Genomic DNA, 14,554 nt, shown 5'->3' with positions numbered 1-14,554 from the left:
TTGTTCTGATCACCGGACCCGGCTGCCCCGCGGCGGGGCCCGGCCGCCGCCGCGCGGGCGGCCACCACCGTCACCACTGGCATCACTGTCACCACCACTGGCCCCATGGGGAGGAACACCACACCATGAGCACCGTCGGATCCGTTCTCGTCATTGGCGGCGGCACGGCCGGAAACGGCCTCACCGTGCTGCTGCGCCGGGCCGGTATCGAGGTGGAGCTGGTCGAGTCGGCGGCGGACTGGAACGCCCGGACCGGCTCCGGCCTGACCCTGCAGGGCAACGCCCTGCGGGTGCTGCGCGAGATCGGCGTCTGGGAACAGGTGCGCGACCAGGGGTTCGGCTTCAACACGCTCGGGATGACCGCCCCGGACGGCACGCTGCTCCGGGTGATGCCGGACCTGCGCACCGGCGGCGACGACCTCCCGGCCACCCTGGGCATCCGCCGCCCCCGGCTCCAGCGCGTTCTGATGGAGGCCGTCCGCGCCTCCGGGGCCCGGGTCCGGCTCGGCACCACGGTCTGCTCGCTCGACCAGGACCGGGACGGTGTCTCCGTACGCTTCACCGACGGCGGCTCCGGCCGCTACGACCTCGTCGTGGCCGCCGACGGCCTGCACTCCGCGACCCGCGCGCTGATCGGGATACCGGACCGCCCGCAGCCCACCGGCATGGGTATCTGGCGGGCCACGGCGCCGCGCCCCGAGAGGGTCGAGCGCACCGACCTCACCTACGGCGGCCCGTGCTGGATCGCCGGCTACTGCCCCACCGGCGAGGACTCCCTCTACGCCTACCTGGTCGAGCCGAAACGCGACCCCGCCGCCCTCGACCCGGCGCGGCACGCCGAGGAGATGCGGGCTCTCGCGGCCGGCTACGGCGGTGTCTGGGAGGAGATCGGCGAGCACCTCACCGACCCGGCGCGGGTCCACTACACCTGGTTCCACCGGCTGCTGGTGGAGGGCCCGTGGCACCGCGGCCGCGTCGTCCTCGCCGGGGACGCCGCCCACGCCTGCCCGCCGACCCTGGCCCAGGGCGCCGCGATGTCCCTGGAGGACGTCTCCGTCCTGGCCGGTCTCCTCACCGGCCCCGCCGCGGCACGGTCCTCCCTCGACGAGCTGCTCACGGCCTACCGGGAGCGGCGCTTGCCGCGCGTGCGCCGGGTCGTGGACGCCTCGGTCCAGCTGGGGGAGTGGCTGATGAGCGGTGACCGCGACGCGGACGCCCCGGGTCTGATCGGCCGCACCATGACGGCCCTGAGCGAGCGGCCGTAAGGGCGCCGCGTCGGCGCACCGCAACCCGGCACATCGGCCCATCGGCACACAAAGGGTTCGAAGGGGCGGGTTTGAGGGGGCGCGTTCCGTGTTAACCGGTGGCGGAGGCCGCGGGTGAGTGAGTGCGGAATGGCACCGGCCCCGGCCGGACGGAGGCATGACCGTGAGCCCTGTGAAGGAGATGCTGAGGACCTACCCGGCCGATCTGGGCGCCGTCGACCGCGAGGCGCTGCAGCGCTGCATCGAGGAATGCCTCGCCTGCTCGCAGGCGTGCACGGCGTGCGCGGACGCCTGCCTGTCGGAGGACGACCCGGCCTCGCTGCGGAAGTGCATCCGGACGAACACGGACTGCGCCGACGTCTGCGACACCACGGCCCGCGTGCTCTCCCGGCACACCGAGTACGACGCCAACATCACCCGCGCGGTCGTCCAGGCCTGCGCCACCGTCTGCAAATCCTGCGGTGACGAGTGCGGCCGGCACGCGGACATGCACGAGCACTGCCGCGTCTGCGCCGAGGCCTGCCGCCGCTGCGAGGAGGCGTGCAACGCGCTCCTGGCGAAGCTGGGCTGAGAAGCCGCCACGGCCGCCACCGGCGAACGCACGGCGCCTTGAGGGGGAACATGCGGGCCCCGAACACAGCCGCACACGACGGAACCCTCGCGGGGTCCGGCCGGACCGCGCCCGGCCGGGCCCCGCGCCGGGGTCGGCGGTACGCGCCGCGCATGACATCCGGACTCACCTCCGAACGGCATCCTCCGGTCTCCCCGGAGAAGTGGCACGGCCACGAGCGGAAGGGAGTGCGATGAAGGGTGCCCTGCGCTTCGACGGGTGGATCGCGGGGGTCGGGACCGCCTCCGGTACGCGCGTGGTGGTGGGGCACTGGCCCCGGTCGCCGTTCGGGCCGTTCAGTGACGTCATGGTCGAACGGGCGGACGGGGAGCGGCTGTTGCTCGCGCCGACCCGGAAGGTCGCGGACTTCGTCGGCGGCGTCTACCGCTTCGACGGGGTGCTCGTCACCCCGGTGGCGGTCGCCACGGCCGGGGCGGTGTGGAACGTCACGGCCGGGCCGCTGAGCCTGCGGTTCACCACCGGGCGGCGCGGCCCCCTCGGGTGGCTGCTGCGCTGCGTGCCCGCGCCGCTCGCCGCCCGTCCCGCCTGGGTCGCGCTGACCGACCTCCCCGCCCGGTTGCTGCCCGGGGTGCGGGCCAGGGGCAGCGCCGCGGGCGGGAGCCGCGAGTGGTACGGGGCGCGGGATCTGCTGCCCGTCGTATCGGCCGCCGCCCGGTACGAGGGCGGGGACCTGGGCGCCCTCGCGCCCGTCGCGCCGCCGGTCCGGTTCGGCTTCGGCTCCGCCCCGCGCACGCCCGCCCTGGTGCGGGTCGTCACGACGGTGGTGCCGGGGCGCGGGTGAGGCGGCGGCTCCGGGCGGGAGCGCGGCCCGCGGCGGGGCGGGCGGATGCGGTGCGGCGGCGCCTGCCGCGCCTGCCGCACCGGTCGTGCTTGCGGAGCCGTGCGCCGTGCTTGCCGTGCCCTGCCGTGCGGCACCCCCGCCGTGCGGCACCCCGGCCCGTTGAGGCCCGCTCCGCGCCGGGGCCCTACGCGCCGGTGGCGCGGGCGTACGTCAGGAAGGCCGCGCCGCTCTTCAGGACCGTGTGGTCGGTGAGTTCCCAGCGGCGGGGGTCGAAGGCGGCCCCGGGGGAGAAGAGCGGGATGCCGTTGCCGGCGGTCAGCGGGCTCAGCTTGATGATCAGTTCGTCGATCTCGCCGTAGAGCGCTCCGGCCAGCTCGCCGCCGCCGATCAGCCAGATGTCCTTGGGGCCGCCGGCGGCGCCGCCGTCCCCGGCCGTCCCGCCGGTTTCCCCCTTGAGCTCCCGGACCTTCGCCACCGGGTCCCCGGGCACGAGTTCGACGGCCGGGTCCGGGCTCTCGCTCAGGGTGCGGGTGACCACCAGGTGCCGCAGGTGGGGGTAGGCGTCGGTGATGTCGGCCTTGAGGCCGATCTCGTAGGTGCGCCGGCCCTCGATGACGGTGTCGAAGCGCTTGGACTCCCCCGTGACGGACAGCGCGGCCCGCGCCGGGGCGGGCAGGGTCTCCGGGTACTCGGCGATGATGTGGGCGAGGTAGTCCTCGGGGATCGGCCAGAAGCCGCCGGGGCCGGTGGGGTCGGAACCGTCCGGGCCCGCGATGAAACCGTCGAGGGTGGAGGCGATGTAGTAGACGAGCTTGCGCACGGGGGACCTTTCGTCGATCGGCCGGCGGCGGTGGGCGGCTCCCGCGTCCGGACGCCGGGTGAGGCGGCCGGTGGTCCGTCGGCCGTACCGGTCTCCGGTCGCCCGTCGTCGGGGCCTGCGTGACCGTGATCTTCGCACGTGTGCCCGGTCCGGCGGGGCCGATCAGCCGCAGAAGCCGCGGATCAGCGCCCGCGCGGACGTCGTCGCCCGCTCGGCCACCCTGTCCGCGGCCTCACCGGGCTCGCCGAACAGGCCGCTGAGCAGCAGGGCGGCGTAGCCGCGGGTCAGTGCGGCCAGGGCCTCCAGGAGGGTGGTGGCCAGTTCGTGGCCGCCGTCGGGGACGAGCGCGAACGCGTCCGGCAGCAGCATGTCGATGAACGCCCGCCCGCTGTCCCGGAGTTCGGGGTGGGCCGCGCGCAGTTCGGCGTGGAAGAGGATGTCGAAGCCGCCCCGGAAGCGCGCGGCCGCCCGGACGTGGACCTCGCCCACCGCGGCGATCCGGTCCTCCGGGGTGCCGAGGTCCGCGGCCGCCTCGGCGTACATCTCGTTGACCCGCCGCGAGACCTCCAGCGCGGCGGCCGCCAGCAGCGCGTCCCGGTCGGCGAAGTGGCGGTACGGGGCGCCGGGGCTGACGCCGGTGCGGCGCGCGGCCTCGGAGACGGAGAAACCGCGGACCCCCGCCTCGTCGACGATCTCCAGCGTCGCGCGGACCAGCGCGGCGCTCAGATCGCCGTGGTGGTACGTGTCGCGCCGTCCCTTCGCCCTGGTCACCATCCGCTAGAGCCTACTCAAAGTCCAGGGGGAAGCCGCGCCGGGTGAGCCCGCCGGTCACCCCGGTGCCGGTGGTTCCGCCGATACCGGGACCCCGGCGGGCCGGGTGTGCGAGGACGGCCCCGGCGGTGCCCCTGAACGCCGCCCCGGGGCACGGGAACGGGGGCGCCGCCCCCGGACCGGAGCCCGGCCGGGCCCGGTCCGGAGCCGCCGCCCCACCGCCGTTCACCCCACCGCCGTTCACCCCCGCGCCGTTTCCCTCGCCGCCGTGAGGGCCCGGCGGGCGTCCTCGATCCGGATGGGCAGGTCGCGGGCCCGGGCGCCGGTCGCGTGGTGGAACGCGTTGGCGACGGCCGCCGCCGCGCCGACGATGCCGAGCTCCCCGATCCCCTTGCCGCCGACCGGGTTCAGCCGGTCGTCGCGCTCGTCCAGGAAGACGGCCTCGACGCCGCGCACATCGGCGTGGGAGGCGATGTGGTAGCCGGCGAGGTCCGGGTTCGTGAAGTCCCCGAACTCCTGGTCGACCTCGGCGCCCTCCAGCAGCGCCATCGACTGGCCCATCAGCATCCCCCCGACGAGCTGCGAGCGCGCTGTCAGGGGGTTGAGGATCCGGCCGGCCGCGAAGACGCCCAGCATCCGGTCCACCCGGATCTCCCCGGTGTCCGTGTCGACCCGCACCTGCGCGAACTGGGCGCCGAAGCAGTGCCGGGACAGCTCCGCCCGGCCCGCGATGTCCTCCGCCGTGTCGGCGCGCACCTCCAGCCCGCCCGGCGGTACGGCGCCCCCGGCCGCCGCCAGTTCGGCCGTCAGCGCCCGGCACGCCTTGTCCACCGCCCAGCCCCAGGACGCGGTGCCCATCGAGCCGCCCGCGAACGCCATCGAGCCCATCGAGGCCCGGCCGATCTCCAGCCGGACCCGGCCGGGCGCGGTGCCGAGGGCGTCCGCCGCCACCTGCGTCAGCACCGTACGGGCGCCCGTGCCGAGGTCGGCCGCGCCCACCCGCACCCGGTACGTGCCGTCGGCCTCGGCCCGGGCCAGGGCCGACGAGGGGAAGACGTAGTCCGGGTGGTGGGAGGCGGCGACGCCCGTGCCGACCAGCCAGCGCCCCTCGCGGCGCGAGGCCGGTGCCGGGTCGCGGTCCGCCCAGCCGAAGCGGGCCGCGCCCTCCCGCAGACACGCCACCAGGCCGCGGCTGCTGAACGGCAGCCCGTTCTCCGGGTCGGTCTCCGGCTCGTTGACGATCCGCAGCTCGACCGGGTCCATGTCCAGCTCGGACGCCAGTTCGTCCATCGCCGACTCCAGGGCGAACATGCCCGGGGTGTGGCCGGGGGCGCGGAACCAGACGGGCGTCATCACGTCCAGCCGGGCCAGCCGCAGCGCCGCCCGGTGGTGCGGCGCCGCGTACATCATGCGGGTCGAGGAGACGACCTGCTCGACGAACTCGGTCGACCGCGAACTCTGGATCACCGCCTCGTGGTCGACGGCGGTCAGCCGCCCGTCGCGGCCGGCGCCGAGCCGTACCCGCTGGATGGTCGGCGTCCGGTAGCCCGTCAGTGAGGGCATCTGGCGCCGGTGAACGGCGATCTTCACCGGCCGTCCGACCGCCCGCGCGGCCAGGGCAGCCAGGATCACCGCGGCCCGCGGGGAGCCCTTGGAGCCGAAACCGCCGCCGACGTGCTCGGAGACGATCTCCACCGCGCCCGGGTCCAGCCCGAACAGCGCCGCCAGCGTCAGGGAACTCATGAACGGGGCCTGGTCGGCGTTGTGCAGTACCAGCCGCCCGTCACCGTCCCAGGCGGCGATGGTGGCGTGCGGCTCCATCGGGCTGGGGAACTGGGCGGGGGTGGTGTACCGCGCCTCGACCCGGACCGGCGCCGCGGCCAGCGCCCCGTCCGGGTCACCGCGCTCCACGAACCCCGGGGTGCCGTCGTTCGTCGAGACCTCGGGTGTGTACAGCCCGTCGTCGTCCTCCCGGAGCACCACGTGGTGCGGCTCCCGCTCGTAGGTCACGGCCACCGCCGCCGCGGCCTCCCGCGCCGCCTCCAGGGTCTCCGCCACGGCCGCCGCCACGATCTGGCCGTGGTGCGCCACCTCGGGGGACTGCAGGACGAGCATGTGGCCGCCCGCGCCCAGGAGCTCCCCGGAATCGGCGAAGTCCGCGCGCAGCCGGGGTGCGTTGGTGTGGTCGAGCACCGCCAGGGCGCCGGGGACGGCGAGCGCCGCCTCCGCGTCGACGCCGGTGACCCGGCCCCGGCCGACGGTGGCTCCGACCGGCCAGACGTACGCGGCGCCGGACACCGGGAACTCGTAGGCGTACCGGGCCGCGCCGGTGACCTTGTCCAGGCCGTCCACGCGCACCAGGGGAGTGCCGATCGCCGGGGTGTGCGCCGCCGGAGCGCGGTCCGCCCGGGGCGCGGCCGGCGCGGCCGGGGCCGTCGTCCGCCCGGTGGCCGGTGTTCCGGCCGGTGCGGTGGCGCCGGCCCCGGCGGCCCGGGTCCCGGCGGTGGTGTCCGTCGTCATGACTGCTCCTCCCCGTGGCCGCCGGCGGCGGGATCCGCGCCGGTGACGAGATCGCGCACCGTGGCCGCGACCAGATCGGTGATCAGGCCGAGTTTGAAGGCGTTGCCGGGCAGCGGCCGGGCGTCCGCGAGTTCGGCTCCGGCGGCCGCGCGCAGCAGCGCGTCCTCCGGGCGGTGCCCGAGCAGCCGTTCCTCGGCGGCCCGCGCGCGCCAGGGCCGCGGGGCGACGCCGCCGAGGGCGATCGCCACCCGGTCCAGCGTCCCGTCGTCCGCCCGCCGCACCGACACCCCCACGCTCACCAGGGCGAAGGCGTACGACCAGCGGTCGCGCACCTTGCGGAAGCGCATCACGGCGCCGGGCGGCGGCGCGGGCAGCTCCACGGCGGTGATCAGCTCGCCGGGCGCCAGCACGGTCTCCCGGTGCGGGGTCCGGCCCGGCGGCAGATACAGCTCCTCGACCGGCACCGCGCGCTCCGCGCCGCCGGGGGAGCGCAGATGGACGGTCGCGTCGAGCGCGGCCAGCGCCACCGCCATGTCGGAGGGATGGCTCGCCACGCAGTGCTCGGACGTGCCGAGCACCGCCAGCTCGCGGTGCGCGCCGGCGACCGCCGGGCAACCGGATCCCGGCTCACGCTTGTTGCAGGGCTTGGTGACGTCCTGGAAGTAGCCGCACCGGGTGCGCTGCAGCAGGTTCCCGGCAACCGTGGCGGCCGTCCGCAGCTGCCCGGAGGCGCCCGCGAGCAGCGCCTGTGACAGCAGCGGGAAGCGCCACCGGATGCCCGCGTCCCCGGCCAGGACGCTGTTGCGCACCGCCCCGCCGATGAGCACCGAGCCGTCGGAGCGGTGTTCGACGCGGTCGTAGGGCAGCCGGGAGACGTCGACGACGAGGCCGGGCCGGGCCACGCCGAGCTTCATGAGATCGACGAGATTGGTGCCGCCGCCCAGATAGACCGCGTCGGGGCGGTCCGCCACCAGGGCCGCGGCCTCATCGGCGTCGGTGGCCCGTACATAGGCGAACTCCTTCATCGCGGGCTCCTCCGGGACGGCGCGGCGGATCCGGCGGGGCCGGCGGATCCGGCCGGCGTGGCGGGGCCGTGCTCACCCCGGTCCGCTCCCGCGGCCTCCAGGACGGCGGCCACGATGCCCTGATAGGCGCCGCAGCGGCAGAGGTTGCCGCTCATGCGTTCGCGGACCTCCTCGGGCGTCAGCCCGGCGGTGCCGGCCACGCCCGCCACCGGGTCCCCGGTCACCCGGCTGGGCCAGCCGCGGGCGGCCTCGCCGAGGGCGCCGATGGCGGAGCAGATCTGGCCGGGGGTGCAGTAGCCGCACTGGAGGCCGTCGTGAGCGAGGAAGGCCCGCTGGACCGGGTGGAGGCCGTCCGCCGCGGCCGTTCCGTCCGCCGCGGCCGTTCCGTCCGCCGCGGCCACCCCGTCCGTCCCGTCGGCCGTTCCCGCCGTTCCCGTACCGGCCGCCGTTCCCGCGCCCGCCGTCCCGTCGGCGAGAGCGGCCACACCCTCGATCGAGACGATGTCGCGCCCCTCGGTGGTCACGGTGAGTGTGAGGCAGCTGTTGATCCGCTCTCCGCCGACCAGGACCGTGCAGGCGCCGCACTGTCCGTGGTCACACCCCTTCTTCGCGCCGGTCAGGCGCAGTTCTTCGCGCAGCGTGTCGAGCAGCGTGGAACGGTTGTCCACGGTCAGATGGTGCTCCTCCCCGTTGACGCGCAGCGTGATCTCGCTGGTCGAGGCGGTATGTAAGAGGCTCATACATGGCAATGTATCATCCTCTTACATTGCGGGAGCCGGGCCTCGGGAACCGGGTCGGGCGCCGGGTTGCGGCAACCGGATGGGAGATCGCGCGTGCGGGACGTACTGGAGGACCTGGAGCGCTGGTGGCGGGCCGGGGAACCGGTCGGGATGGCCACCGTCGTGGGCACGTGGCGCTCGTCGCCCCGGCAGCCGGGCGCGACCATGCTGGTCGGCCCCGGCGGCACGGCGGCCGGGAGCGTGTCGGGCGGGTGCGTGGAGGCGGCGGTGCACGAACTCGCGGCCGAAGTGGCGGCCGGGGCCCCGCCGTTGCTCCAGTCCTACGGGGTCGCCGACGACGACGCCTTCGCGGTCGGGCTGACCTGCGGCGGTACGGTCGAACTCTTCGTCGAGCGCGTCGACCGGACGACGTTCCCGGAGCTCGGAGAGGCGGCGCGGGCCATCCGGGCGGGGGAGCCGGTGGCCGTGGTCACCTGCGTGGCGGCGCACCGCACCGGCGGCGGTGACGCCGGCAGCGACGGCAGTGGAGGTGACGGCAGCGGAGGTGCCGGCGGTCGTGGTCCCGACGGCAGTGGCCGCGGTGCCCACGGCGGCGCCCGGCCGCGAGGGGAGAACCGGGGCCCGGACCCGGAGGGCCGCCTCGGCCGGCATCTGGTGGTCGGGCCCGACCGCGCCGCCGGCTCCCTCGGCAGCCCGGCCCTGGACGCCGCCGTCACCGCCGACGCCCGCGCGATGCTGGCCGCCGGGCGCGGCGGCACCCTGGGTTACGGCTACGACGGGCGGTGCCCCGGCGAGGAGCTGCGGTTCTTCGTGGCCGTCCACGCCGCGCCTCCCCGGCTGATCGTGTTCGGCGCCGTCGACTTCGCCGCGGCCCTGGCCCGGATCGGGGCGTTCCTCGGCCACCGCGTGACCGTCTGCGACGCCCGGCCCGTCTTCGCCACCCGCCGCCGCTTCCCGGACGCGCACGAGGTGGTGGTCGACTGGCCGGACCGCTATCTGCGCGCCGAGGCGGCGGCCGGACGGACCGACGGGCGGACCGCCGTCTGCGTCCTCACCCACGACCCCAAGTTCGACGTCCCGGTGCTCGCCGTCGCGCTCCGCCTGCCGCTCGCGTACGTCGGCGCGATGGGCTCCCGCCGCACCCATCTCGACCGCCTGGACCGGCTGCGCGCGGCCGGGCTCGCCGAGCCCGAACTCGCCCGGCTGGCCTCGCCCATCGGTCTCGACCTGGGCGCGCGGACCCCGGAGGAGACCGCCGTGAGCATCGCCGCCGAGATCGTCGCCGATCGCACGGGCGCCACCGGAAGCCGCCTCTCCGGCCTGACGGGCAGCATCCACGCCCCGGAACCCGCCCCCGGCCCCGCCCCGGAGCCCGCGTCCGCCTCCGCCCCCGAACCGGTGCCCGCCCCCGCCGCCGTGCCCGTCACTACGCCGCAGGGGCAGCCGGGCCCCGGGGGCAGGCCGCGGGCCTGAGGGGATCCGCCGCCCGGACCGAGGGTGTCGGTCCCCGCGCCCCGGACCGGTTGACCGGCCCCCGCGCCCCGGCCGCGCGGCGTGCGAGGGCGCGCGGCGCCGGCGGCGCGGAGTTACCCACGGTTTCCAGACGAATTCCGTTCGCACACCATGTGACGACCGTGTGTGCGCGGGCAACATCTTGGTGCTACCGCCCGGCCGGGTGCAGACGTTCGATAGGGTCGGCGCCGCCGACTCTCCGAAGTTCCGTTTTTGCCTCGGAGGGTCGCCAACTTGCCTCCTTGGGGGCAATGTTGACGTTTTTCTTCCGAAGGCCGGACCCGGAGCAGGGGGAGCGTGGGGAGCGTGACCGCCATGCCAGGGCGCCCGCCGCCGTCTCCGGCGGCCGGTGCCCCGTGTCCGCCGTCCCGTTCACCCGTTCAAGGACGTCAATGATCGAATCCCACCTCTTACCGGAGCTCTTCCTCGGTGGCGGCCTGGCCGCCACCCTGGCGGCGCTGGTGCATCAGACCCGTGGCAGACAGCGTCTGAAACAGGCCAAAGCAGCCGTGGAAGAGCAGAGCGAACGGGCCCGGCAGCGGGCCGAGCTGGAGCGGTACGCCAACCGGGCGGCGGAGTCCGAGGCCCGGCACCTCGTCGAACGGCGGCTGCCCGCCGTGGTCGACGTCGAAGCGCGCGGACACCCGGGTGTCGTCGTCCCCGGCCTGCTGGAGCCCGACCTCAAGGGCACCCCCGTCGACAGCGCGTACAGCGCGGCGGAAGACCTGGTGCGCGAGGCCGTGGCGATCACCCGGGAGAGCATCGGCCGGGACGCGCGCGCCGGGGTGCGGGGGATCGCCGACGAGGCGCAGACCTACCTCGTCCGGCTGCAGATGAAGATCGACGAGGAACTGGACAAGTATCCGGCCGCCGGCGCCTACCACCAGAGCCTCACGGACATCGACCACTTCGCGACCCGCGCCCTGCACACCCTGCAGCGGCTGCGGATCCTCGCCGGCTCCTGGCCCGGCGTCCAGCGCGCCAACTGCACCTTCCGCGAGATCGTCGAGAGCGCCCGGGGCCGGATCGACGCCTACGACCGGGTCTCCTTCACCTATCTCCCGCGCACCGCCGAGCTGTTCGTCGAGGGCCGGGTGGTCGAGCCGGTCACCGTCGCCCTCACGGAGCTGCTGAACAACGCCACCTCCTACTCCAGCGACCAGGTCACGGTCTATGTCCAGGAGGTGCAGAGCGGCTACAGCATCGTGGTCGAGGACACCGGCCTCGGCATGAACGTCTTCCAGCGGGAGGAGGCGGAGCGGCTGCTGCGGCAGAGCACCGTCATGGATGTCACGAACCTGCGGGACGAGCGGCAGCTCGGGTTCGCGATCGTGGGCCGCCTCGCGGGCGACTACGGATTCCGCGCCGACGTCGGGGCCCCCTCCGCGGGCGGCGGGGTCAAGGCAGTGATCCTGGTGCCCGGCGCGCTGATGGGGGACGCCCCGGACGACACCGGGGCGGTGCGCATCGGCCCGGACGCCGGGTCCGCCGGACGCGCCGCGGCAGCCGTCCGCCCGGAGACTCCCGGCCCGGCCGCCCCGGACCCGGTCCCCGTGCCGTCCCCGGCCCCCGTGGACGGCCGCGGCACCCCGGCCGAGCCCCCGCTGTCCACCGAGTCCGGCCTGCCGAAACGGCGCCGCCGCGGCCGCACCCGGACACCGGAGGGCCCCTCCCAGGAGGCGGCCTCCGACACCACCGACCCCGACACCCTCGCTGCCGGCTTCGACCAGATGCGACGCGCACTCAGCGCCGGATACGCCGCGCCCGACACCGGAGGAACCCCCACCGATGACTGAGCACACCGCCGACACCGTGGACATGACCTGGGCCCTCAACGAACTCGCCCGGGAACGCGGGATCGTGAACGTCCTGCTGTTCACCTCCGACGGCCTGCTGCTGGCCGCCTCCGACGGGCTCTCCCGGGAGGACGCCGAGCGCGCCTGCGCCGCCTTCTCCGGGATGAAGGCGCTCAACCAGGACCTCTCCGGCTTCTGCGGCCTGAACGACGGCGACGCCGACGGCGACGGCCGGCTGACCTGGCGGCACATCGTCAGCGACATGAAGGACCACACCGTCCTCGTCTTCGCCGCCGGCCGGCGCACCGGCGTCGGGGTCTCGGTGCGGGGCGACTCCATGAGCCAGGAGGTGGCGGTGGCCATCACCGCCACCATGAAGATGATCAGAGGGCTCCGCCCGGTCCTGGAAGCCCGGGAACGGCCGGCCCCGGCCCGGACCTCATGACGCCCCCCGCGCACCGCCGCCGGGGGATGGTGCGGTCGTACACCGTCACCGGCGGCCGCGCCACCCCCTCCCGTACCAGCCTCGACGAGGCGACCCTGCTCATCGCCGACCACAAGATGCCCCTGACCGGTCTGAGTTCCCACGCGCACCGGGTGATGGACCTCTGTCTGCCCGGAGTGCTCTCCGTCGCGGAGGTCGGCCACCACCTGCAACTCCCGGGCGCGGTCACCAAGGTGATCGTCTCCGGGCTGGTGGACAGCGGCCACCTGGTCGCCCGCTCACCCGTTCCCGCCGCTCAGCAGCACGACATGGCACTGCTGGAGAGGATCCTGGATGCACTCCACGCGCTCTGACCGCTATCTGCCCGCCGACGCACAGTCGGTGAAGATCGTCATTCTCGGGCCCTTCGCCGTAGGCAAGACCACCTACGTCGGCTCCGTGTCGGAGATCCGGCCGATGCGCACCGAGGAGCAGATGACCCGGGCCGGTGAACTCGTGGACGACCTCCGCGGGATGGAGGGCAAGGACACCACCACCGTCGCCATGGACTTCGGCCGCCTCACCCTCACCGAGGACATCGTCCTCTACCTCTTCGGCGCCCCCGGCCAGCCCCGCTTCCGCGCCATGGTGCGCTCGCTGATGGAGGGCGCGCTGGGCGGACTCGTCCTGGCCGACACCCGCCGGCTCGACCAGAGCTTCGACTCCATCGACCTGCTGGAGGACACCGGGCTGCCCTACACCGTCGCCGTCAACGAGTTCGACGGAGCGCCGGACTACAGCGACGCCGAACTGCGCGACGCCCTCAGCATGGACGAGGACACCCCGCTCGTCCGGCTGGACGCCCGCTTCCGCGACTCCGCCAAGCAGGGCCTCATCTCCCTCGTCACCCAGATCCTCCGCCGCCCCAGCCTGGAGCCCGCCCGATGAACCGGCCGTCAACCCCCCGCTGCCCCGTGCTGCACGGCGCGGACTTCGCGGCCCGCCCGCAGGACGCCTACGACGCCCTGCGGGAGACCGCCCCGGTCGCCTGGGCCGAGATCGCCGACGGGGTGCACGCCCTGGTCGTGACCGGCCACCGCGCCGCGATCGACTTGCTCAACGACACCGAGACGTACGCCAAGGACTCCCGCGCCTGGGCGGCGCTGCAGCAGGGGCAGGTCCCGCCGGACAGCCCCGTCCTCGCCCTGATGGCCTGGCGTCCCAGCCTGCTCTACGCGGACGGGGAACGGCACGAACGCCTCCGCCGGGCCATGGACGACTGCCTCGCCCGGATCAGCCCGCACCAGCTGCGGGAGACCACCCGCGCCCACGCCGCCGCGCTCGTGGCCCACTTCGCCCCCGAGGGGCGGGCGGACCTGATGACCCAGTTCGCGGACATGGTGCCGCTGTTCGTCTTCGCCGACATCCTCGGCTGCCCGCCGGAGTTCTCCAACCGGATGGTCACCGCCTGCCAGGGCATGATCAACGCCGGGCCGGAGGCGGGACGGGCCGCGGCCGACCTGGCGGCCTGCCTGGCGGAACTGCGGGAGTTCCGCAAACTGCGCCCGGGGCAGGACTTCACCTCCTGGCTGCTCGCCCACCCCAGCGGCCTGACCGACGACGAGATCCTGCACCAGCTCGTCGTGGCCGTCGGCGCGGGCACCATCCCCACCGCCGCCTGGATCGCGCACGGCCTGCGGCTCCTGCTCAGCGACGACCGCTACGCCGGCGACCTCACCGGCGGCGCCGTCACCGTCGCCCGCGCCCTGGAGAAGGCCCTGTGGACCCATTCCCCCATGGCCAACTTCTCGGCGCACTACGCCCGTTACCCCACCCAGCTGCACGGGGTGCCGATCCCGCCGGGCGTGCCCATCCTCATCAGCCACGCCGCCGCCAACACGGACCCGGCCCTGGCCGGCCTCGGCTACGAGAACCGCTCCCACCTGGCGTGGTCCGCCGGACCGCACCGCTGCCCGGCCGCCGGCCAGGCCACGGTCATCGCGCGGACCGCCATCGAGACCGTCCTCGACCGGCTCTGGGACCTGGAGCTGACCGAGGACTCCGTGCCCAACCGGCACGGGCCGTTCCACCAGTGCCCCGCCTCGATGCACGTCACCTTCCGGCCTCAGCAGGAAGACGTACCACTCCCTGCCGCCGCATTCTCAGGAGGTACCGCGTGACCAGCACCCCCGTCAGCACCCCGGCCGCCGACACCACCCCCGCCGCCACGGCCGGCCCCGCGGCCCGCGCCGAACCCGCCGCACCCGTC

14 protein-coding genes are annotated in these 14,554 nt (G+C 75.1%); 9 read left to right on the top strand and 5 right to left on the bottom strand.

Annotation, left to right across the window (positions count from 1 at the left end; genetic code table 11):
* Nucleotides 1-125: 125 nt before the first annotated feature.
* From IF83_RS0126180 to IF83_RS0126170, 3 genes are all read left to right on the top strand, one after another.
* Nucleotides 126-1,265 (top strand): FAD-dependent oxidoreductase, encoded by a 1,140-nt coding sequence (locus IF83_RS0126180; RefSeq protein WP_030548255.1) that lies wholly within the window; start codon nt 126-128, stop codon nt 1,263-1,265.
* 181 nt (nt 1,266-1,446) lie between these two features.
* Nucleotides 1,447-1,836: a four-helix bundle copper-binding protein gene (locus IF83_RS0126175; protein ID WP_394297380.1), complete on the top strand. Its 390-nt coding sequence runs from the start codon at nt 1,447-1,449 to the stop codon at nt 1,834-1,836.
* Nucleotides 1,837-2,068: 232 nt separating this feature from the next.
* Nucleotides 2,069-2,677 carry a hypothetical protein gene (locus IF83_RS0126170; protein ID WP_030548251.1) on the top strand — a complete coding sequence of 203 codons (609 nt, stop codon included), beginning with the start codon at nt 2,069-2,071 and terminating at the stop codon, nt 2,675-2,677.
* Nucleotides 2,678-2,861: 184 nt separating this feature from the next.
* Here the strand turns inward: IF83_RS0126170 and IF83_RS0126165 are convergent, their stop codons facing one another.
* The 5 genes from IF83_RS0126165 to IF83_RS30685 all read right to left on the bottom strand — a co-directional run bounded on the left by IF83_RS0126165 (nt 2,862) and on the right by IF83_RS30685 (nt 8,553).
* Nucleotides 2,862-3,497, bottom strand: coding sequence for a dihydrofolate reductase family protein (locus IF83_RS0126165; RefSeq protein ID WP_030548249.1), 636 nt, complete (start codon nt 3,495-3,497; stop codon nt 2,862-2,864).
* Between the two features lie 162 nt (nt 3,498-3,659).
* Entirely contained in the window at nt 3,660-4,271 is a 612-nt protein-coding gene (locus IF83_RS0126160; protein WP_037681415.1) for a TetR/AcrR family transcriptional regulator, read from the bottom strand.
* Nucleotides 4,272-4,508: 237 nt separating this feature from the next.
* Complete coding sequence (locus IF83_RS0126150) at nt 4,509-6,788, bottom strand: xanthine dehydrogenase family protein molybdopterin-binding subunit (protein ID WP_078843884.1); 2,280 nt, start codon at nt 6,786-6,788, stop codon at nt 4,509-4,511.
* The gene (locus IF83_RS0126145; RefSeq protein WP_030548242.1) at nt 6,785-7,813 is read right to left on the bottom strand and encodes an FAD binding domain-containing protein; all 1,029 of its coding nucleotides are present in this window, start codon (nt 7,811-7,813) and stop codon (nt 6,785-6,787) included. Before IF83_RS0126145 ends, IF83_RS0126150 begins: the two co-directional genes overlap by 4 nt.
* The gene (locus tag IF83_RS30685; protein WP_037681412.1) at nt 7,810-8,553 is read right to left on the bottom strand and encodes a 2Fe-2S iron-sulfur cluster-binding protein; all 744 of its coding nucleotides are present in this window, start codon (nt 8,551-8,553) and stop codon (nt 7,810-7,812) included. The genes IF83_RS0126145 and IF83_RS30685 overlap by 4 nt, the downstream gene beginning before the upstream one ends.
* Nucleotides 8,554-8,646: 93 nt before the next feature.
* On the opposite strand from IF83_RS30685, the gene IF83_RS30680 reads away from it, so the two are divergent.
* From IF83_RS30680 to IF83_RS0126105, 6 genes are all read left to right on the top strand, one after another.
* Nucleotides 8,647-10,026, top strand: a complete 1,380-nt coding sequence (locus tag IF83_RS30680; protein WP_244177213.1) for an XdhC family protein — start codon at nt 8,647-8,649, stop codon at nt 10,024-10,026.
* A gap of 431 nt (nt 10,027-10,457) precedes the next feature.
* The gene (locus tag IF83_RS0126125; protein WP_051723426.1) at nt 10,458-11,861 is read left to right on the top strand and encodes a histidine kinase; all 1,404 of its coding nucleotides are present in this window, start codon (nt 10,458-10,460) and stop codon (nt 11,859-11,861) included.
* A complete protein-coding gene (locus tag IF83_RS0126120; protein WP_030548236.1) occupies nt 11,854-12,306 on the top strand; it encodes a roadblock/LC7 domain-containing protein in 453 nt (150 codons plus the stop codon). Before IF83_RS0126125 ends, IF83_RS0126120 begins: the two co-directional genes overlap by 8 nt.
* Complete coding sequence (locus IF83_RS0126115) at nt 12,303-12,659, top strand: DUF742 domain-containing protein (protein ID WP_030548234.1); 357 nt, start codon at nt 12,303-12,305, stop codon at nt 12,657-12,659. The genes IF83_RS0126120 and IF83_RS0126115 overlap by 4 nt, the downstream gene beginning before the upstream one ends.
* Nucleotides 12,640-13,233, top strand: coding sequence for a GTP-binding protein (locus tag IF83_RS0126110; protein ID WP_030548232.1), 594 nt, complete (start codon nt 12,640-12,642; stop codon nt 13,231-13,233). The genes IF83_RS0126115 and IF83_RS0126110 overlap by 20 nt, the downstream gene beginning before the upstream one ends.
* Complete coding sequence (locus IF83_RS0126105) at nt 13,230-14,465, top strand: cytochrome P450 family protein (RefSeq protein ID WP_037681409.1); 1,236 nt, start codon at nt 13,230-13,232, stop codon at nt 14,463-14,465. Before IF83_RS0126110 ends, IF83_RS0126105 begins: the two co-directional genes overlap by 4 nt.
* Nucleotides 14,466-14,554 lie beyond the last annotated feature (89 nt).

The sequence above is a fragment of the Streptomyces albus subsp. albus genome (genome assembly GCF_000719865.1).
Taxonomy (GTDB): domain Bacteria; phylum Actinomycetota; class Actinomycetes; order Streptomycetales; family Streptomycetaceae; genus Streptomyces; species Streptomyces albus_E.
The sequence above is the reverse complement of the archived record's forward strand: the minus strand, read 5'-3'. Positions and strand labels throughout refer to the sequence as shown.